This is a genomic window from Amycolatopsis sp. NPDC043887 (assembly GCF_056435665.1).
Genome location: NZ_JBWKEB010000012.1, coordinates 238220 through 258389, shown reverse-complemented (window position 1 = coordinate 258389; position 20170 = coordinate 238220). Strand labels below are relative to the sequence as shown.

Below are 20170 nucleotides of genomic sequence, written 5' to 3'. Positions count from 1 at the left end.
TGAACAACCTTTCGGTACAGGGGGAGAACTAACCGGCTTCGGGGACGCGGAAGCTGTGTTCGTGCGGCCAGCTCAGGCGGACCCGGCCGCCTTCGAAGTCCGCGGGTTCGGCGGTGTTCTGCCGGACCACGGAGAGCTGGCCTCCGGCGTCGAGCGTGACCTCGTAGCGCACGGTCGCGCCGGCGTAGACGGTGTCGGTGACGGTGCCGGTGGCGCTGGTCTCGCCGACCTCGGCGGATTTCGAGAGATCGGCGTCGATGCGGATCTTCTCGGGGCGGATGCTGAACACACCGGGTTTGCCGACGATGTTCTCGGCGCCGCCGCCGCTGAGCAGGTTCGAGGTGCCGACGAAGCCGGCGACGAACGCGGACGCGGGCCGTTCGTAGACCTCGACCGGTGAGCCGACCTGTTCGATGCGGCCGGCGTTGAACACCGCGATGCGGTCGCTCATCGTCAACGCCTCGTCCTGGTCGTGGGTGACGAAGATGAAGGTGATGCCGACGTCGCGCTGGATCTGTTTCAGCTCGGTCTGCATGGTGTGGCGCAGTTTCAGGTCGAGGGCGCCGAGCGGTTCGTCGAGCAGGAGCACCTTCGGCCGGTTGACCAGTGCCCTGGCGAGGGCCACCCGTTGCCGCTGGCCGCCGGAGAGCTGGTCGGGTTTGCGCTCCCCGAACTCTCCGAGCCGGACGGTGTCGAGAGCGTCCTTCGCGCGCTGACGGCGCTCCGCGCGGGGGACGCGTTTCACCCGGAGGCCGTACTCGACGTTCTGCTGCACGGTCATGTGCGGGAAGAGCGCGTAGTCCTGGAAGACGGTGTTCACGTCGCGATCGAACGGCGCGAGACGGCTGACGTCGCGGCCGTGCAGTTCGATCGTGCCCGCCGTCGGGAGCTCGAAGCCGGCGATCATGCGGAGCACGGTCGTCTTGCCTGAGCCGGACGGGCCGAGCATCGAGAAGAACTCGCCGGGCGGGATGTCGAGGTCGACGCCGTCGACCGCGTGGACCTGGCCGAACTCCTTGCGCAGCCCGCGCAGCCGGATGGCCGGAATCGCGCCTCCACCTGCGGAAGTGATAGCAAAGGTCCCTTGCTCCCCCTTGGCGGAGGTGGGCGCTTGATGAGGCATGGCGTGCCTTTCGGTGGTCGTCACAGCGCGCTCATCACGTGCTTGACGCGGGTGTAGTCCTCGAGGCCGTAGAGCGAGAGGTCCTTGCCGTAGCCGGACTTCTTGAAGCCGCCGTGCGGCATTTCGGCGACCAGCGGGATATGCGTGTTGATCCACACGCAGCCGAAGTCGAGCTTCCTGGCCAACCGCATCGCCCGCTGGTGGTCGGTGGTCCACACCGACGACGCGAGCGCGTACTCGACGCCGTTGGCCGCGGCGAGTGCTTCGGCTTCGGTCCCGAAGCGCTGCACGGTGATGACCGGACCGAAGATCTCCGTCTGGCTGATCTCGTCGTCCTGCCGGACCCCGGAGATCACCGTCGGCTCGTAGAAGTAACCCTCGTCCCCATGCCGCTTACCTCCACAGTGGACTATCGCGTGCTCGGGCAGCCGGTCGACGAAGCCGGCGACCCGGTCGAGCTGGGCGGCGTTGTTGAGCGGTCCGTAGCTGACCGACCTGTCGTCGGGCTTGCCGGTGGTGGTCGCCTGCGCTTGCCTGGTGAGAGCCGCGACGAAGGTGTCGTGGACTTCGTCGGCGACCAGGACCCGCGTCGCCGCGGTGCAGTCCTGGCCCGCGTTGAAGTACCCGGCCGCGGCGATGCCTTCAGCGGCCGCTTCGATGTCGGCGTCGGCGAAGACCACTACGGGCGCTTTACCGCCGAGCTCGAGGTGTACGCGCTTCACGTCCTTCGCGGCCGAAGCGGCGACCTCGATCCCTGCCCGCACGGAGCCGGTGATGGACACCATCGCGGGGATCTCGTGCTCGACGAGCGCGCGCCCGGTGTCGCGGTCGCCGCAGATCACGTTGAGCACGCCGGACGGCAGGAATTCGGCGCAGATCTCGGCGAAGAGCAGGGTCGACGCAGGCGTCGTGTCGGCCGGTTTGAGCACGACGGTGTTCCCGGCGGCGAGCGCGGGGGCGATCTTCCAGACCGCCATGAGGAGCGGATAGTTCCACGGCGTAACCTGCGCGCACACGCCGATCGGTTCTCGGCGGACGAAAGAGGTATGCCCTTCCATGTACTCGCCCGCCGACCGTCCTTCGAGGACACGCGCGGCCCCCGCGAAGAACCGCAACTGGTCGACGATCATCGGCAGTTCTTCGGCCGCGGTGAGCGCGATCGGCTTGCCGGTGTTCGCCGATTCGACGAGCACGATCTCTTCCGCGCGTGCTTCGACGGCGTCCGCGATCTTCAGCAGCGCGAGCTGGCGCTGCGCGGGTGTGGTCTCGCGCCAGGTTTCGAAAGCGGCGGCCGCGACCTTGAGCGCGCGGTCGACGTCTTCGGGGCCGGCGACGGCCGCGGTGCGATACGGGCGGCCGGTGACGGGATCGACGACGTCGGCGACCTGGCCCGACGCGGATCCGGTGTACTCACCGCCGATGAAGTGCTTCAACTGCTGCACGAGAGCTCCTGGCTACTGGGCCTGGGGGCGTGAGGCGATAGCAAAGGTCCCTTGCTCCCTTGTGGGGGGCGAGGTCTTAAAACATATAAGTCCAGATGTTAAATGACAAGACGATGGGGCAAGATTGCTTCCATCGGGTAGCGGTACGGGCGAAGGGCCACCATGCGTAAGGGGATGTCGCACAGCGCGCGATCAGCGATGTTCGCGCCGCTCGACCAGATCGGCCGGGCGGAAGCGGTCACCGCGCGGCTGGTCGACGCCATCACGCTCGGGCTGCTGGCCGATTCGGAACAGCTGCCGAGCGAAGCCGAGCTGGCCGCCCAATTCGGCGTCTCCACCGTGACGGTTCGCGAAGCGCTCGTGGCCTTGCGACAGCAGGGCCTTGTCGAGACGCGACGCGGCCGAGGCGGCGGAAGCTTCGTGAAGACGCCTGTCAACCCTTCGGCCGCTTCGTGGCGAGAGCGCCTTCGCACGGTCTCGCTGTCCGAGCTTCGCGACGTCGGCGATCACTACCTCGCCATCGCGGGCGCCGCGGCCAAACTCGCCGCCGAGCGGAGTTCGCCCGAAGACATCGAGCGGCTCGAACTTGCGACCGAGGACATCCGCACGGCCACCGGCGCGGAAGCGTCGCGCGCCGAGCGCCAGTTCCATCTCGAAGTCGCCGCCGCCGCCCAATCGCCACGGCTGACCAGGGAAGAAGTGCAGTTGCAGAGCGAACGCGGGGGATTGTTGTGGCTGCCGCTCGAGCCGCACGGCACCCGCGAGAACGCCTACGCCGAACACCGCGCGATCGCCGCCGCCATCGCGCAGGGAGACGGCGAGCTGGCCAGAAAGCTCACCGAGGAGCACATCCTCGAAGCGATAGACCGGCTGGCGGACGTGCATTTAGACCTTCTGGCCCCTTAAGCTGCGGCATCCGCGCATCCGAGGTGAGCATCGTGAACGACACACCGTCCGCCGGTTCCGAGGTCGTCGAACAGGTATCCACCCTGGTCGAGGACGTCTTCGGCAGGCTGAAGCCGCTATTGGCAGGCGCCGAGGGGCTCCTGGCCGCCTCCACCGATGCCACCGCCGAAGACCTGGCTCGCCTCCGGCCGCAGGTCTTCGACGTCCTCGGCGGCCTGGTCGTCGGCGCCGGGTTCATCAGTGCGCCGAACGCGCTGGCCGATCAGGAATTCGGCTTCGAATGGTGGACCGAAACCGGTGACGCCGAGCCGGTGCAACTGGTCATCAGCCTCGATCCGGACAGCGAGAACTTCCTGGATTACACCCGGCAATCGTGGTTCACCGTCCCGCGTGACACCGGCCGCCGCCACATCAACGGCCCGTACGTCGACTACCTCTGCACCGACGAGTACACGCTGACCTTCACGGTTCCCGTCCAGCGTGACGGGTCGTTCGCGGGGGTCGTCGGCGCGGACATCTACGTGCGCGAGGTCGAGCGCCTGCTGCAGCTGAAACTGCGTGCGCTCGGCGGCCGCTCGGCGCTGGTCAACGCGCAGGGCCGGGTGATCGTCTCGAACAACGCGCGCCAGGCGACCGGATCGCTGGTCCGCGAGGTCGACGTCCCCGCGTGGTGGTCCGCCGGCGCGGAACCGGTCACGACGGAGACCGGCACCCACCTGCGGCGCTGCGGCGACTCGCCGATCGCCCTGGTCAGGTCCGGGCGCTGACCTGTAGCGCCAGCCAGAATTCGGCTCGCACCCCGGGTGAATCGAGATCACGGCCGGTCAGTTCGGCGACCTTGCGCATACGGTTGCGCAAGGTGTGCCGGTGGACGCCGAGCCGCGCGGACGCCAGATCCCAATGACCGTGGTGTTCGAGCCAGCAGGTCAGTGAGGCGACCAGTTCGCCGCGGCCAGTTTCGTCATGCTGCCGCAGCGGCGCCAGGAGGCTGTCCGCGAACGCTTGTGCCGCTTGGGGGTCGACCATCTCCAGGAAGCCTCGCCCGGCGTGCTCCGCGAACCGGACCAACGGCGAGCGCTCGGCCTTCGCCGCTTCCGCCGCCTGTTTCGCCTGCCGGAGCCCGGCCGGGAAATCCACTGTGGACACCGGATCGGACAGCCCGGCGTGCAGCCCGCCGATCCGGGAAGCCTGCCGGGCGACGGTCTCCACGTCGCCGAGCGCGACCACGAACGCCCCCGACTCGCCGAAGAACACCTTGTCTCCGGCCGCTTCGGCGTCGAGCGCGTCGACGAGCGAGCGGCGCGCACCCACGGAACCGGCGACGGCCAGCACGGACCACGGCGCTTCCGGAACACCGCCCCAGAGCGACTTCATCGTGCGCGTGGCGAGTTCGGTGTGCCCCGCGGTGAGCAGGTCGCACAGCCCTGACCTCAGTCGCCGCAACGCGCCTACGTGTTCACGGTTCTGTTCCAGGGCAAGGGAAAGCAACGACACCGCGGTGTTGACGATGTGCTGCCCCGCGGCATCGAGCGGCTCGCGGGTGCCGACGGCGAGCACGCCCCGGGCACGGGTGTCGAGCGTCTGCAGGATGACCTCGTGCTCCCCCGCCACCGTCACCAGTGTGCCCGCTCGCAACCGCGCCAAGTCCTCCCGGACAGCGTCGGCGAAAGGCCGCGCGGATGCCGACGAGGCTTCGGTGACGGCACCTGAAGAGTCGAGCAGTAGCACCCAGCCGTCGACCAGCTTCGCCAGTTTGCGCACCACGCCACCGGGCCCGCCCTTGCCGACGGCCGTCCTGGTCAGTTCCTGCTGTCCCTTGCCGGTGCGCACGAGCGAGGCGTACTCGTCGGCGGCCACCGCGCGGGAGACCGCCCGCGTGATCGCGATGAACGGCGTCTTCCTCGGCACTTCGAGCACCGGCAGCCCGACCTCTTCCGCGGTGTCCACAAGGGACCGCGGAATGCTCTCGTGGCTGAGGCCGACTCCGAAACCGAGCCCCGCCACGCCGGCGTCGACGAGCCGCCGGATGTACCCGGGCGACGTGGTCTCATCGAGGGCGAGGCCGGTGGTCAGCAGCAGTTCGCCGCCTTCGAGGAAGGCCTGCGGATCGGTCAGTTCGGTGGGGTGGACCCACCCGATCGCCCGGTCGAGCCCCGACTCGGCCGCGCGCACCCGCAGGCCGAGCGGACGTTCGGCCACGAGGGCGGCGAGGGTCAGTGCCATGTTGTCCAACTCTACGCCTCGATATCGACAAGATGTCGAGCTGACGCGGACCGGGCGGGCTCCCATTCTGGAGGGCGCCCCCGTCCCTCGCGTCCGCAGGAGTCTGGCCGTGACCGTCACCACCGAAACCCAGCGCAGGCTGCGCACCGAGATCCCCGGCCCCGCCTCGCGCGCCCTGCAGGAGCGACGCGCCGCCGTCGTCGCCGCGGGCGTGAGTTCGGTGCTGCCCGTCTACGTCACCTCGGCCGAAGGCGGCCTGCTCACCGACGCCGACGGCAACGTCCTGATCGACTTCGGTTCCGGCATCGCGGTGACCAACGTCGGCCACGCCGCCCCCGCCGTCGTGGACCGCGTCCGTGAGCAGGTGGGCCGGTTCACGCACACGTGTTTCATGGTCACGCCGTACGAGGGGTACGTCGAGGTGTGCGAGGCACTCGACAAGCTGACGCCGGGCACCCACGAGAAGCGTTCGGTCCTGTTCAACTCCGGCGCCGAGGCCGTCGAGAACGCGGTGAAGATCGCCCGCGCCGCGACCGGGCGCCAGGCCGTCGTCGTCTTCGACCACGCCTACCACGGCCGTACCAACCTGACGATGGCGCTGACCGCGAAGTCCATCCCCTACAAGCACGGTTTCGGCCCGTTCGCGCCCGAGGTCTACCGGGTGCCGGGGTCGTACCCGTACCGCGACGGGCTGTCCGGTCCCGAAGCGGCGCGGATCGCCATCGACCGCATCGAGAAGCAGATCGGCGGCGACCAGGTCGCGGCCGTCGTGCTGGAACCGGTGCAGGGTGAGGGCGGCTTCATCGAGCCCGCTCCCGGGTTCCTGCCCGCGCTTTCCCGCTGGTGCACCGAAAACGGCGTCGTGTTCGTCGCCGACGAAGTGCAGACCGGCTTCTGCCGCACCGGCGAGTGGTTCGCGTCCACGCACGAAGACGTCGTCCCCGACCTGATCACCACCGCCAAGGGCATCGCGGGCGGGCTGCCGCTCGCCGCCGTCACCGGCCGCGCGGAACTGCTCGACGCCGTCCCGCCGGGCGGGCTCGGCGGAACCTACGGCGGTAACCCGATCGCGTGTGCCGCGGCGCTCGGCTCGATCGAGGTCATGCGCCAGGAGAACCTCGCGGCGTCGGCGAAGCGCATCGAGAACACGGTGCTGCCGCGACTGCGGGCGCTGGCCGAGGAGACCGGCGTGATCGGCGACGTCCGCGGCCGCGGCGCGATGCTGGCCGCCGAGTTCGTGAAGCCCGGCACCACGGAACCCGGCGCCGACCTGACCAAGCGCGTCGCGCAGGCCTGCCACCAGGCCGGTGTCGTCGTCCTCACCTGCGGTACCTACGGCAACGTCGTCCGCCTGCTGCCGCCGCTGTCCCTGTCCACCGAACTGCTCGACGAGGGCCTGACCGTCCTTGAGCACGCTGTCCGCACGGAGGCTTCCAAGTGAGCACCTTTCCTTTCTGGGTAGCCGGAAAGCCGGTCACCAGCGGCGAGACCGTCGTCGTCCGCCACTCCTTCGACGGAAGCGAGGCGGGCTCGCACCACGTTCCGTCCACTTCGGACATCGAGACCGCGGTCCAGGCCGCGCACGACGCCCAGGAGGAATTCGCGACGCTGCCCGCGCACGTCCGGGCGGGCGCGTTGGACCACGTGTCCCGAGTTTTGGGTGAGCGGTCCGAAGAGCTGGCGCGGCTGATCACCGCCGAGTCCGGCAAGCCGCTGAAGTGGGCGCGCGGCGAGGTCGGGCGCGCGGCGTCGACGTTCCGCTGGGCCGCCGAGGAGGCGCGCCGGTTCTCCGGTGACCTGCAGCGGCTCGACACCGACCCGGGCGGCACCGGACGGCTGGCGCTGGTCCGCCGTGTGCCGAAGGGCCCGGTGCTCGGCATCACGCCGTTCAACTTCCCGCTGAACCTGGTGGCGCACAAGGTCGCGCCGGCGATCGCGGTCGGCGCGCCGATCGTGCTCAAGCCCGCGCCCGCGACACCGCTGACCGCGTTGCTGCTCGGCGAGATCCTCGCCGAGACCGATCTGCCCGCCGGAAGCTGGTCGATTCTTCCGGTGAGCAACGAGGAATCGGCCAAGCTGGTTTCGGACCCGCGGCTGCCGGTCGTGTCGTTCACCGGTTCCGTGCCGGTGGGCTGGGGCATCCGGGACAGCGTGCCGCGCAAGCACGTCGCGCTCGAACTCGGCGGCAACGCGGCGGTGCTCGTCTGTCCTGATTGGACTGACCTGGACTTCGCGGCGCAGCGGATCGCGACGTTCGCGATGTACCAGGCGGGCCAGTCGTGCATCTCGGTGCAGCGCGTGTACGCGCACGCCGACGTCTACGACGAGCTTCAGACGAAGGTGCTGGAACAGGTGCGCGCGCTCGGGACCGGCAACCCGCGGACGGACGGCGTGGACGTCGGGCCGCTCATCAACACCGCGGCCGCTTCCCGGGTGGAATCGTGGATCACGGCGGCTGTCGAGGCGGGCGGCGAACTGCTGACCGGCGGGAAGCGCGACGGCGCGACCGTCGAGCCGACGGTGCTCGCGAACGTGCCAGAGGACGCGTCGGTGATGGCCGACGAGGTCTTCGGGCCGGTCGTGTCGATCACGCGCGTGGACTCGGTGGAGGACGGAGTGCGCCGGATCAACGACTCGCGCTTCGGTTTGCAGGCGGGCGTGTTCACGCGCGATCTGCCGACGGCGTTCGACGTGTCCGCGAAGCTGCGTGTCGGCGGTGTGCTCGTCGGCGACGTGCCGAGCTTCCGCGCCGACCAGATGCCTTACGGCGGCGTGAAGGACTCCGGCGTCGGCCGCGAGGGCCCCGCGTCGGCGATGGCGGACTTCACCGAGGAACGCGTCACCGTCCTGACCGGCCTGACTCTCTGACCTGCCCGCATTTAGTCCTCTGAATGCGCTGCAACCGCATTCAGAGGACTAAATGCGTCAGGTGGGAGTGGGCCTCGACGAGCGAAGGGCCGTACCAGGTCAGGAAGCGCCCGGAGACCAGCACGTGCTTCGCGCCGGGGAACGCTTCGGGGCCGTCATCCGCAGTGAACTCGTACGGCTCGTCGGGCAGTACGAGCAGGTTCGCGTCTCCGGCCGCGAAGCGCGCTTGGAGCTCGTCGAGCTTCGGACGCGGGTAGCGCTCTTCGTGGTCCGCGTAGACGTTGCCGATTCCGACGCGATGCAGGACGTCGCCGCCGAAGGTGTCCCTGCCGAGCACGATCCACGGCTTCCGCCAGACCGGCACGACCGCACGGAACCGCTCCGGCAAGGTCTCCCGCCAGATTTCTTCGGCCTCGACCAGCCAATCCGGCTCGGCGAGGTCGTAGGCCTGCGTCAGGATCCGCCGGATCGAGGCGAGCGCGCCGGGCACGGTCGCCGACGCCTCCATCACCCAGACCGGAACCCCGTTGGCGCGTAAGCATTCCACGTCTTCCGGCCGGTTCTCCTCGGAGTTGGCCAGCACCAGATCCGGCTCGAGTTCGAGCACCTTGTCCACGTTCGGGTACTTCGAGCCGCCCACCCTCGGGACGTCCAGAGCGACCGGATGGGTGCAGTAGTCCGTGGCGCCCGCGAGCCTTCCCGGCGCGCTCACCTCGACGGCCTCGGTCAGCGACGGCACGAGCGACACCACCCGCGACGCCGGTTCGCGCAGCGGGACCACTTCGCCGAGGTCGTCGATCATGCCCGCTCGAACGACAGTTTCCGCTTGTCGACGTCCACCGCTGTGAGCCGGACCCGGATCCGCTCGCCTTCGGGCGGCTTCTCGCCCGCGCACTTGCCCATCACCGGCGGATTCTCGATCAGGATCTCCGACTTGGAGTCGTCGGCTCGCAGCACGATCGCGTCGAACTCTTCGCCGATGTGCTCGGCCATGACCCAGGCCTCGACCTGGTCGATGCAGGCACGTTCGACTTTCGCCGCCAGTGTGTCGGACGCGGTCATCTGCTCCGGCACCTCCGAAAGCGCCGCGCGGACCCACTCGGGTACCTCGCGGCCGGCGCTCACGGCGAGGCAGATCTCGGTGGCGAACCGGTCGACCAGCCGCCGGATCGGCGCGGTGACGTGGGCGTACGCGCCGCCGATCCCGGCGTGCGTGGTCAAGGCGGGCAGTTCGCCGTCGAACGCGGTGTACCCGGCGCCGCGCAGAAGCCTGGTGGTGTCGGCGAAAAGCGCCATGGACGCGGGTTGACCGGGGTCGAGCGCGGCCAGGAACTCCGACACGCTCTTGCCCTCGGGCCAGTCGATGTTCAGCGCCTGCGCGGACCGGCGCAGCCATTCGATCGCTTCGGCGTCGGGCTGGGGCAACGTGCGCAGGACCCCGATCCCGGAGCCGATCATGATCTTGGCCGCGGCCATGCCGGTGAGCAGCGAGATCTCGGCGTTCCACGCGTCGACGTCGTTACGCGGCCGCTGGATCAGCGCCCACCCGCCGTCTGGGTCGCCGCCGATCTCCTGCTCCGGCAGCTGCAACTCCACCGCTCCGCGCCGGATCGCGAGTTCGCGGCGCAGACGGCCCAGCTCCGGCAGGGCGGCTACCGAGGGATGCGGGTCGCCCGCGTCGATCGCCGCCTGGACGGTCTCGTAGTCGAACTGTTCGGTGGACCGGACGAGCGCCCGGCGGACGTTGGTCGCCGTCGGCTCGCCGGCCGCGTCGACGTCGATGGTCCACAGGACGGCGGGCCGGGTCTCCCCCGGCAGCAGGCTCGCCGCGCCCTCGGACAACACCGGCGGATGGAGCGGGACGTTCCCGTCGGGCAGGTAGAGCGTCTGCCCGCGACGGCGCGCCTCCTTGTCGAGCGCGCCACCCGGCGGGATGAACGCGGCCAGGTCGGCGATCGCGTAGTGGACCCGGAACCCGCCGCCCTCGACGCGCTCGATCAGCACCGCCTGGTCGAGGTCCTTGGCGCCGGGCGGATCGATGGTGACGAAGGGCAGGCCGGTGGCGTCCTCGCGTTCCCCCGCAGACTCGAGCGGGTCGACAACCGCCGCCTCCGCCTCGGCGAGCACTTCGGGCCCGAACGACTCCGGCAGCGAGAACTCGGCTCGAAGGTGACCGAAGTCCCCTCCCGCCGCATGTGTCCTGATCACGAGTGGAGGCACCACCCAACCCTATCCCGATCCGGCGCCGTTGATCGCCCGTTCGGGTGCGGGCCGGTCGGGTGTACGTTACGGACCGAAATGAAAACCGATACCCTTTTCAAAACGACAGGAAGGGCCGTGGCGTGAAGATCGCGTTCGTCGGGAAGGGCGGCAGCGGGAAGACCACGCTGGCGTCGCTGTTCACCGCGTACCTGGCCGGCGGCGGGAAACCGGTTCTGGCGATCGACGCGGACATCAACCAGCACCTCGCCGTCGCGCTCGGCGCGAGCGAGGAAGAGGCCATCGCGTGGCCGACGCTGGGCGACAACATGGGCCTGATCAAGGAGTACCTGCGCGGTGACAACCCGCGGATCGCCGACGCGGCCTCGATGATCAAGACGACGCCCCCGGGGCGCGGGTCGCGGCTGGTCCGGCCGTTCGAGGACAACCCGATCTTCCAGGCCTGCTTCCGCGAGTTCGGCGGCGTGCGGCTCGGCGTCACCGGGCAGTTCGACGAGGACGACCTCGGCGTCGCCTGCTACCACTCGAAGGTCGGCGCGGCGGAGCTGCTGCTGAACCACATGATCGACGACGCGGGTGAATACGTCGTCATGGACATGACCGCCGGCGCCGACGCGTTCGCGTCCGGGCTGTTCACGCGGTTCGACGTGACGTTCCTGGTGTGCGAGCCGACCGTACGCAGCGTCGGCGTGTACCGGCAGTACGCCGACTACGCGCGGGACTTCGGTGTGCGGCTGGTCGTCGTGGGCAACAAGGTCACCGAAGACGAGGACATCGAGTTCCTGCGCGAAGAGGTCGGCGACGCCCTGCTGGGCTGGATGGAGAACTCGCGGCACGTCCGCGCCGCCGAACGCGGTCGCGCCCGCCCGATCGGCGAACTCGAGGCGCACAACCTCGCGACGCTGGGCTCGATGCTCGCGACCGTCGACGGCGAGCAGCGGGACTGGGCGCGTTACCAGCGACAGGGCGTCGAGTTCCACCTCCGCAACGCGCGGGCTTGGGGCAGCGGGCGGGCCGGGGAAGACCTCACCGCGCAGGTGGACCCGGAGTTCGTGCTCGGCCCGGCGTTGGCGCGGCAGGACGCCTGACCGGCTGCCGGGAGTCCGTGAAGGCCTCCTTCCCCACTCTCAAGGTAGGGAAGGAGGCCTTCACGGACCAGTGATCAGTCGCCGTTCCACTTGGCGTCTTCGGCGTCGGCCTGCCTGGTGCGTTCCTTGGCGATCTCCAGGGCGCGCCTCGCCGTCGCCTCGTCCGGGTACGGCCCGAGTAGGTCGATGCTCCGGCCTCGTTCCAGGTGCTCGACCTGGTTCGTCTTGGTGTTGAAGTACCAGCCCTGATCCGGGTTCGGGTCGCTCGACATGGGTCAAGCCTGACATCACCCGGACGTCCTGTCATCACTTGCGATAGCGGTAGGGGATCTCCGTGGGATCGCCGGTCGGGCCGAACTCGCCGCCCTCGGGCGGGTCGACCTTCGAGCTTTCCGGCACGTTCTCCGCGAGTTCGTCGAACCAGCCGCGGTGCATCGGGATGCCGCGCGGCGGGGTCGCCGGTTCGGGTGACACGGGAATTCCCGGCGGCGGCGACACCGGCTGCGTCAACGGAGGAGCCGGGGGCATCGCGGACGACGGCGGTGTCACGGGCGGCTCCGGCTCGGCCTGGGAGGGCGCGGCGGCGGCCGGGGCTTCCAGGGTGGAAGGAGGCGCGCTCACCGGCGGAGGCGGCGACGTGTGGTTCCCGGACGGCGGCTGTGTCCACGTGGGCTGGGGCAGCGGCGGCTGGGACACCGGCGGTTGGGCCGACGGTGCCTGAGACGCGGGCGTCTGCGGGGCGGCGGCCTGAGACGCAGGTGGTTGGTGCGCAGCAGGCTGCGAGGCCGGCGCCTGGGACGCAGGTGCTTGAGGCGCGGCAGCCGGCGGGGCCGGTGCCTGAGGCGCAGGCGCTCCCTGATGGCCCGGCAGCGGCGGCCCCGAAGGTGTGACCGTGCGCCACACCGGCGCGGGCCCGATGTTCATCGGCGCCGGAGCGCGAGGCGGCTGCCCGGTCACGGGCGGCGCGGCCTGCGACGGCGCCGGGGGCGCCTGACGCTGCGACGGCTTCGGAATCGGGTCGAGACACGAGACGAGCACCGTCGTGTTCGCCGGGTCTTCGATCTTCCGGCCGCTGCGCTCGCGGTAGATCATCTCGCCTTCGGTGTCCATCTCGACCAGGTAGCCGGCCTCCGCCAGCTGCTCCTCGTCGAGATCGACGAGCTTTTCGTAGCGCGACGGGACCACCCGGTAGATCGGCCAGGCGAGCCTGGCGTTCTCCTGGTGGAACTGGGCCAGCAGGGTGGCCATCTGCTGCTGCCAGGGCAGCGACATCCCCTCGGCCAGCGAACGCGGCAACACGACGTAACCGGGATCGACGCCGGGCCAGCCCTGGTTCAGCTGGTCGGCCAACGGCGTGCTCGACGCCGGCCGCGCCGCGTGCCGCGCGGGCTGGGCGGTGCCGAAAAGATCGCGGGGATCGACCTCAGGGCCGTTGCCCGCCGCGGGCTTGCCTCGCCTTCCGAATTTCCGTGCCACGTTCTTCATCCTCTGCCAGTGTGCGGCCGCGTGCCGGTGGACAGGCCGCCACTTCGGGTGAATCCGATGGTCCCGCGATCGCGATACCACGCTCTCACCATGCTAAACGCCAGGGCGGACCGCCTGCGCGACCACTTCGGCCTCGTCGAAGGAGAAGTCTCGGATGTGCACCGGCACCCCGGTCTGCTGCGCTTCGACGATCTTGCCGTCACCCAGATACATCGCCACGTGGTGGATGGTCGCCGGGTTCGACGGCACGGTGGCGAGGAACAGCAGGTCACCCGGCTGCGCCTGCCGCACCGGCAGCATCGCGCCCGCCTTGTACTGGTCGCGGGAAACGCGCGGCAGGATGATCCCGGCCGACTCGTAGGCCCGCAGCATCAGCCCGGAACAGTCGTAGCTGTTCGGTCCCGTGGCGCCCCAGACGTACGGCTTTCCCTGCTCGGCGAGGGCGAACTTGATGGCCTGCGCGGCCGCCTGGCTCGGCGGCACCACGCTGCCGACGCTCGTGCCGCAGCCGACGACGTCGACGATCTGGCCCTCGTTCTGCACGAGGAGGGCCGCCATCGGCTCCCAGTTGTGGTAGCGGTCGGGGAAGCCGGAGCGCTCGACCCGCTGGGCGGCGTCGCCGGGCCGCATGTTCTCCCAGTCCGGCACCGCGAGCAGGACGTCGTAGAACTTGTTGACCTGGTACGGCGGGTCGGTGACCTGGGCGACGGTGCCCCAGCCCATCGACGGCCGCATCTGGAAGATGCCGAGCGAGTCGCGGTCGCCGTAGGTCAGGTTCCGCAGCTTGGACTCGGTCATCCCGGCCTGGATCGCCACCTGCCACGCGCGCGGAGACAGCGAGCGCTGCTTGCCGATCGAGATGATCAGCGCGACGATCCCCTTCTGTTCTTCGTCCAGCTTGTTGATGTCCGAAGAACCGCGATCGGTCTGTCCAGGCAGGGTCGGCCCGATCGACGCGTCGCAGGAGGTCTTGACGACCCCGCCCGACTGCGCCTCCACATGGTCGGTCACCACCTTGGTGACCGTGCTCGTGGTGACCACCGCGGCGAAGACCGCGGCGATCAGCACGCCGACGATGAGCCCGATCTTCATCGGGTCAGCCCGCTTGGGTGAACTTGGTGACCCGCCATCCCGGGTTCGTCTTGACGACGGTCACCCGGACCTTGGGCCCGTCCGTCGAGACGTCGACCTCCATCGAACCGGCGAGCGAGGAGACCACCTGCGGCTCCCCGGCCACCCTGGTCGCCTTGATGTTCGCGGGGTCCACCGTCGTCAGTTCCCCGGCGAGGTACTCCTCGGTGGTGTACGGCCGCAAGCCGCTCAGCCACTGCTCGGTCGTCGTACCGTCGGGATGGTTCGCCCATGCCGTCACCCAATTCTTGGCGACCCGGATACCGTCCTGGTCAGGTGGCGCGGAAGACGGCGGAGGCTGGGTGGTGAGCCTCGGCGGCAACGTCGACGTCACGGTCACCGGCGCCGCGACGCCGGGACGCGAGGTGGCTGTCGCCGATGAACCCGGCCCGGTGGCCGTCTCTCCCGGTTTTCCGATGGCCTTGGGCAGCAGGATGCCCAAGGCGGTGAGCACGACCGCGAGGATCACCAGCGTGCCGACGAGGTGGCGGGGCGAGCGCAACGGCCAGCCCCACAGTCTGCGGTAGACCGCGGTGCGCCCGCGGTTGGTCCGGATCGGCATGGGTCACCGGCCCACTGCGTGGTCTGTGTCGCGGACTTCCTCACGGACTTCGAGCCCGCGCGACGGCCGGTACAGCACGAAGACCGGCTTCCCCGCGACGACTTCGGGGTCGACGCGGCGGGGGCGCGGGGTGGACGGGCCGGCTTGCACCGGCACGGCACCCGAGTAGTCAGGAGTGGTGTAACCGCCGCCCGCGGAGTTCATCCGCGACGGCACCACGACCGGCTCGGGTTCGTCGCTCCAACGCCGGTCGGCGACCGGCGAGGTGTCGACCCGGCGGCTCGGTACCTGGATCGGGCTCCGCCCGCCGGAGGTGAACATCGAGTCGCCGGGATTGCCCGCGGACGGGTTGTACTGGCCGAACACGGGAACACCTCCGCCACCACCGGCGGGCAGCGCGGGCAGCCCGCCGCCACCGCCGACGGCACCCGGCCACGGCGCTCCAGACCAGGCCGCCGCGGGGCGGATCGCGCCGGAACCGTTGTCGAGCCGCTGGGAGCTGGCGAAGATCGTCGCCTCGGGCCGGAACCGCCCGCCGCCGACCGTCGCGCCCACGGGACCGCGGAGATCGCCGTCGACGACGTCGTCGGTATCGCGGACGTTCTGCCAGAAAGCGTCCTGCGGGGTCTGCTCGTTGTTCTTCTTGCGGAAACGGGAGAAGAGCCCGCCGCGCGGTGAAGGCATCGCGCCGCCGACCATGCCCACGGACATCTCGACCATCTGCCACAGCCGCCGCACGGGACGGCCGACCATGAACAGCAGGACGGTGATGATCGCGGCCAGCACCATCTTCGTCAGCAGGGACAGCGAATTCCCCGCGGTGAAGATCGCCTCCAGAAGGAGGGTGTGCACACCGGCCAGCACCGAGAGCACCATCAGGTTGAAGGCGACCGCGCCGACGACCTTCAGGATGCGCTGCATGATCTGGGGCTGGAGCAGCGCGATCAGGCCGATCAGCGGAGCCGTCAGCACGAAGATCCTGATCAGCACCTGCGCGAGCAGCACCGTGGCCTTGGCCAGCAGCTGGAACAACGAGTAGAAGATTCCCTGGCCCAGCGAAAGGAAACCGGCGCCGACGCGGCTGCCGTCCTCACCCGTGAAGTACCCGGTCGCCGGGCCGAGTTTGGTCGAGATGTCCTTGAACGCCGCCTTCTTGGAGTCGACCAGCGCGGCGTCGGCGTCCCCGCCCTGCTGGATCTGCCCCCAGGTGAAGGCACGCGCGTCCAGGAGAGCGGGACCGTACTGGATCGCCTGCGGCGAGTCCGGGCTGCCGAACTCTCCACGGAGCCAGTTGTCGTAGACGACCCGGCAATGCAGCTCGGTCGGGACCCGGTCCCACGGCTGGCGCGCGGCCACGGCCTCCGGAGTCGCCTGACACGGCTGCGCGGCGGGCGGCTGCGGCTGGGACGGCGGCGGCGTCTTGGCCTCGTCGATGAACCCGGCCTGGATGTTGGTCGTGGTCTGCACGATCGCGTTGTCGATCGGATCGAGGAATCTCAGCAGTGCCAAGGAAGACGCGGCGAGCCAGACCGCGGCCAGCCCGTACAGCGCCCGTTTGCTGACCGCCGCGAGATCACCGCGCCAGATGTTGCGGAACAACATGATCGACATGATCAGCGCGGCCAGGCCGAAGAGCTGCGCATAGATGTTGTTGTAGACTTTCTCGGCCCCGGCCTTGACGGCGTTGTACAGCGGGCTGAGCAGGCTGCCCTGCAACACGGTGTAGTGCAGCGAGTTCGTGGCACCGACGATGTTCTTGCCGATGTTGAACAGCTGGTTGCCCGCCCAGGTGTCGATCGTCGAGTTGGGCGAGGTGATCCCCGCGAGCGGGCCGCAGTCGGTTTCGAAGGTGTCCCAGACGTGTCCGGCGTACCCGTAGACGTTGTACGGGCTGCCGCCTTCACCGCGAGCGGTGGCGGGCGGGTCGAGCGCGCCGACCATGCCCGCGCCCGGCCGTTCCGGGTTCGGCGCCTCACCGCAGGCCGCGGCCGACGCCGCCGGAGCGGTCGCCACGGCTTGAAGGCCCAGGATCACCATGACGACGAACATCGTCGCGCGGCGGCTGGGTCTGGTCTTGCCGGGCCGCGGCCCCTCTTTCAGCCGGCGGCGCAGCGCGTGCCAGCCGGCGGCGAACGCGAGCACGAACGCCAGTGTCAGCACTGTGTTCATGCGGCATCCCTGCCGGTGCCACCCTTGCCGGCGCGCGCGTGCTCGCCTTGACCCCCGTTACCGTTGTGTCCATTTTGGACGGCACCCTGGACCTCACCTGTCTCCGCGGCGAGCGGGTCCGGGGCGCCCAGCATCTGTTCGTCGGTGAGGCCGACCTCGAGTTCGGCCGCGAGCTCGAGGTCCTCTTCGAGTTCGAAGTCGTCCTCGGGCGGCGAAGCCACGAACGGCTTCTCCTCCGGGACCGCGAGCTCGTTGCCCGGCCTGGACGGTTTGGCGTCGGGTGAACCCGGCGTGGTGTCCATGACCCGGCGCAGATGCTCCAGGTGCGGGCCGGAGAAGTCGACTCGGATCCGCTCCACGCCGCCGGCGCCGTCACCGAAGACGAACTGCCGCGGCTCGACGTCGCGCTGGAGATCGCGTTGCGAACCGGGGCGGCGGCCCAGCGCCGCGACGACCTGTTCGTAGCCGACACCGACCGGGACCTTCAGCAGGCGCAGCGCGTCGGCCTGGGCGTCGTCGTCGTCCAGGCGGCCGACGAACACCGAATCGAGCAGCGCCACGAAACCCTGGATCTTCAGGAAGTCCGCGGGGATCTGCGAGGACAGCAGGACACGGACGTTCCACTTGCGCGAGTCACGCGCGAAGCGGTTCATCAGCACGCGACCGGTCGGGACCTCGGAGAGGAAGAACGCCTCGTCGATCCAGACGCCCTTGCGCAGTTCCTTCGGCTTCTCGTACACCGACCGCTGCGTCAGCCACGCGGCGAGGTTCAGCATCTCGACGCCGAGGGATTCCGCGTCCGTCCAGTACTCGCGCGGGACGCCGTCCTTGGGCAGGGTCAGCCCCGCCATGGTCAGCACGGTCATCCGGTCGTCGCGGGTCTCGGAGTACGGGTCCGCGTCGGTCTCCGGGATGAGCAGCGCCATCCGCTCGCGCATCTCGTCGAGGAAGTCCGCGACGACGACGGCGTGCTCGTGGTGCTCACTGGAGTCGCGCCGCAGCGCGTCGATGACCTGGCCCGGGTCGGCGTCGAACCGGCCGCCGACCGCGCGGACGGCGCGCAGCAGCACGATCCGGGTCTGCGCCATCCGCGAGACCTCGTACGGCAGGACGCCGGTGAGGACGTCGAGCACGAGACGGCGGCGGGTCGCGCCCGCGAGGGCCTTCTCCCGCCGCCACGACCGCTCGGGGTCATCTTCGTCCATGAAGTGCTCGAGCTGCGGCTCGGCGACCACCCGGTACGGGTTGAGGATGCCGGGCTGCGCGTTGAGCAGGTTGATCGGCCGGGCGTACGGGCGCAGCTCGGGCAGGTCGCAGAGCCGCGACAGCGGGCCCGAGGGGTCGAGGATCGTCCAGTGCGCGCCCGCGCGGAGCGTCTTGTAGACGATGCCGCCGCCGAGGAACGACTTACCGCCACCGAGGCCCGCGACCATCGCCGTCAGACCGGAACCGTCGCGGATCTCCTGCGCCATCCACGGGTCCCAGGCCACCGGGCGCCGGGTCGCGGTGACGGTCTCGCCGAGCAGGATGCCGCGGCGGTCGCCCACCTCGGCCGTCGCCGTCGGCACGGACGACGCCGCCCACACGACCGAACCGCGGCGCATGTACGCCGCCGAAGCCAGCGGCTCGCCGGGGATGAACTCCCGGGCCAGCGCGTACTGGGCTTCGGGATGCTCGACCGCGATCTTCGGCTTGTAGAGGTCGAGAAGCTGCTGGGCCAGGCGCAGCGCGTCCCGCTCCGTCGGCCCGGACACCGCGAGCCGCCACCACGACCGGACCCGGGTGGCCAGCGCGGTGAAGCCCGACGTCATCTCGTCGTCGATCTCCAGCACGCGGCCCGCCTGGCGCGCCAGCGACTGCGGCGGCTCCAGCTCGTGCTCGTCGGTGTAGTGCTTGACCTGCGAGCGCACCTTGTTCATCTGGCGCTGCAGCTCACCGGCGACCTCTTCGGGCCGCCGGACGTAGATCCGCGCGGACACCTCGACCGCCGCGGGCAGCCGGTCCGCGTGCTGGATCCACGGGTCGTCGACCTCGGGGATCTGGAGGCCGTGCATCTGGCCGACGGTGAGGACGGCGAGATGCCGCGAGACGCCGGCGTTCGACCCCGTGCGACCGCGGACGGTCACCGTCGGCGCGTACGGCTCGGCGTGGAAATCCGCCGCGTCGGTGAAGCTGGCGAGGTCCTCGGGCTCCCAGGCCGCGCCGGGGACCGCGGGCATGTTGCGCGGCGCGGGCAGGCCCAGCGAGCACGAACGGTGCATCAGCCAGGACATCTCCTCGGCGTGCACCGGACGGCCTTCGAGCCCGGCGGAGCCGATCACCTGGTCGAGGTGCTCCACCTCGGAGTCGAGCGCGGCCAGCTCGGCGTCGACGGCCTCCGGCAGGATCTTGCGCAGCACCGGGGCGGCGCTCTCGACCGCGCGGTCGATCATCCGCCTCGTCTGCACCTGGACGCCGAGGTACACCTCTTTTTCGGCCATCGAACGGCCCATCAGCTGCTGCTGCTCGCCGATGAGGTAGTCGTCGAAGGACAGTGCGCCCTGGACGTCCTGAGGACGGCCGACGGCGTTGTGCACGTGGGCCTCGGCCCACATGCGGATCGGGTACGGCCGGTTGGTCACGCGCAGGTGCAGCCAGCGGCCCTGGAGCTCCGCGTACTGCCCGGCGATGGCCGCGATCAGGTCGCGACGCTGCGAGTCCGACCGGAACGACCAGCGCTGTGGCGCGAGCCGGTACCAGGCGTACACCTCATAACCGGTGCGTAACAGGTGCCCGTCGATGCTTCGCGCCGCGATCGACGGGGTATACGAGGGTATGGCCGCCTCGCCGGGCAGCCGCCTCCCCTTGCCGGCCTTCTTGGGCTGCGCGGAGCGGACCTGCTGGGGCGCGTGCCAGGCCCCTTGCTGCAGATCTCGATCACGTTTTCCTCGGCTTCCGCCGCGACCGAACAACG

Annotated in this window: 16 protein-coding genes; 5 read left to right on the top strand and 11 right to left on the bottom strand. The window is 70.0% G+C overall.

The features are described 5' to 3' along the window. Positions 1-28: 28 nt before the first annotated feature. Together AC069H_RS30045 and AC069H_RS30040 are read right to left on the bottom strand one after the other, a co-directional pair. On the bottom strand, positions 29-1123 hold the full coding sequence (locus tag AC069H_RS30045) for an ABC transporter ATP-binding protein (protein ID WP_478234587.1): 1095 nt from the start codon (positions 1121-1123) through the stop codon (positions 29-31). Positions 1124-1143: 20 nt separating this feature from the next. Further along, positions 1144-2565: a gamma-aminobutyraldehyde dehydrogenase gene (locus AC069H_RS30040; RefSeq protein WP_478234565.1), complete on the bottom strand. Its 1422-nt coding sequence runs from the start codon at positions 2563-2565 to the stop codon at positions 1144-1146. A gap of 162 nt (positions 2566-2727) precedes the next feature. Between AC069H_RS30040 and AC069H_RS30035 the strand changes: the two genes are divergently transcribed. Then, positions 2728-3471, top strand: a complete 744-nt coding sequence (locus AC069H_RS30035; protein WP_340684343.1) for a FadR/GntR family transcriptional regulator — start codon at positions 2728-2730, stop codon at positions 3469-3471. A 32-nt stretch (positions 3472-3503) separates the two neighbouring features. Beyond that, the gene (locus AC069H_RS30030) at positions 3504-4238 is read left to right on the top strand and encodes a cache domain-containing protein (protein WP_478234564.1); all 735 of its coding nucleotides are present in this window, start codon (positions 3504-3506) and stop codon (positions 4236-4238) included. On the opposite strand, the gene AC069H_RS30025 is transcribed toward AC069H_RS30030, so the two are convergent. After that, entirely contained in the window at positions 4222-5694 is a 1473-nt protein-coding gene (locus AC069H_RS30025) for a PucR family transcriptional regulator (RefSeq protein WP_478234563.1), read from the bottom strand. The two genes, AC069H_RS30030 and AC069H_RS30025, sit on opposite strands and share 17 nt — an antisense overlap. Positions 5695-5803: 109 nt before the next feature. On the opposite strand from AC069H_RS30025, the gene gabT reads away from it, so the two are divergent. Together gabT and AC069H_RS30015 are read left to right on the top strand one after the other, a co-directional pair. Further along, on the top strand, positions 5804-7135 hold the full coding sequence (gene gabT, locus AC069H_RS30020; protein WP_478234562.1) for a 4-aminobutyrate--2-oxoglutarate transaminase: 1332 nt from the start codon (positions 5804-5806) through the stop codon (positions 7133-7135). Then, a complete protein-coding gene (locus AC069H_RS30015; protein WP_478234561.1) occupies positions 7132-8562 on the top strand; it encodes an aldehyde dehydrogenase family protein in 1431 nt (476 codons plus the stop codon). The genes gabT and AC069H_RS30015 overlap by 4 nt, the downstream gene beginning before the upstream one ends. A gap of 40 nt (positions 8563-8602) precedes the next feature. Here the strand turns inward: AC069H_RS30015 and AC069H_RS30010 are convergent, their stop codons facing one another. Together AC069H_RS30010 and AC069H_RS30005 are read right to left on the bottom strand one after the other, a co-directional pair. Continuing rightward, positions 8603-9364 (bottom strand): helical backbone metal receptor, encoded by a 762-nt coding sequence (locus AC069H_RS30010; RefSeq protein WP_478234560.1) that lies wholly within the window; start codon positions 9362-9364, stop codon positions 8603-8605. Further along, positions 9361-10770 carry an RNB domain-containing ribonuclease gene (locus AC069H_RS30005; protein ID WP_478234586.1) on the bottom strand — a complete coding sequence of 470 codons (1410 nt, stop codon included), beginning with the start codon at positions 10768-10770 and terminating at the stop codon, positions 9361-9363. The genes AC069H_RS30010 and AC069H_RS30005 overlap by 4 nt, the downstream gene beginning before the upstream one ends. A 134-nt stretch (positions 10771-10904) precedes the next feature. Here AC069H_RS30005 and AC069H_RS30000 point away from each other — a divergent pair, with 134 nt between their 5' ends. Then, on the top strand, positions 10905-11870 hold the full coding sequence (locus tag AC069H_RS30000) for an ATP-binding protein (RefSeq protein ID WP_478230373.1): 966 nt from the start codon (positions 10905-10907) through the stop codon (positions 11868-11870). Positions 11871-11944: 74 nt separating this feature from the next. Here the strand turns inward: AC069H_RS30000 and AC069H_RS29995 are convergent, their stop codons facing one another. The 6 genes from AC069H_RS29995 to AC069H_RS29970 form a co-directional block, all read right to left on the bottom strand. Then, a complete protein-coding gene (locus AC069H_RS29995; protein ID WP_016331585.1) occupies positions 11945-12142 on the bottom strand; it encodes a hypothetical protein in 198 nt (65 codons plus the stop codon). Positions 12143-12176: 34 nt separating this feature from the next. Beyond that, positions 12177-13355: a hypothetical protein gene (locus AC069H_RS29990; RefSeq protein ID WP_478234559.1), complete on the bottom strand. Its 1179-nt coding sequence runs from the start codon at positions 13353-13355 to the stop codon at positions 12177-12179. Between the two features lie 93 nt (positions 13356-13448). Further along, positions 13449-14447: a C40 family peptidase gene (locus AC069H_RS29985; protein ID WP_478230375.1), complete on the bottom strand. Its 999-nt coding sequence runs from the start codon at positions 14445-14447 to the stop codon at positions 13449-13451. 4 nt (positions 14448-14451) lie between these two features. Beyond that, positions 14452-15048 carry a hypothetical protein gene (locus AC069H_RS29980; protein ID WP_478234558.1) on the bottom strand — a complete coding sequence of 199 codons (597 nt, stop codon included), beginning with the start codon at positions 15046-15048 and terminating at the stop codon, positions 14452-14454. Between the two features lie 3 nt (positions 15049-15051). Then, complete coding sequence (locus AC069H_RS29975; protein ID WP_478230377.1) at positions 15052-17217, bottom strand: magnesium transporter; 2166 nt, start codon at positions 17215-17217, stop codon at positions 15052-15054. Further along, positions 17214-20168, bottom strand: coding sequence for an ATP-binding protein (locus AC069H_RS29970; protein WP_478234557.1), 2955 nt, complete (start codon positions 20166-20168; stop codon positions 17214-17216). The genes AC069H_RS29975 and AC069H_RS29970 overlap by 4 nt, the downstream gene beginning before the upstream one ends. Positions 20169-20170 lie beyond the last annotated feature (2 nt).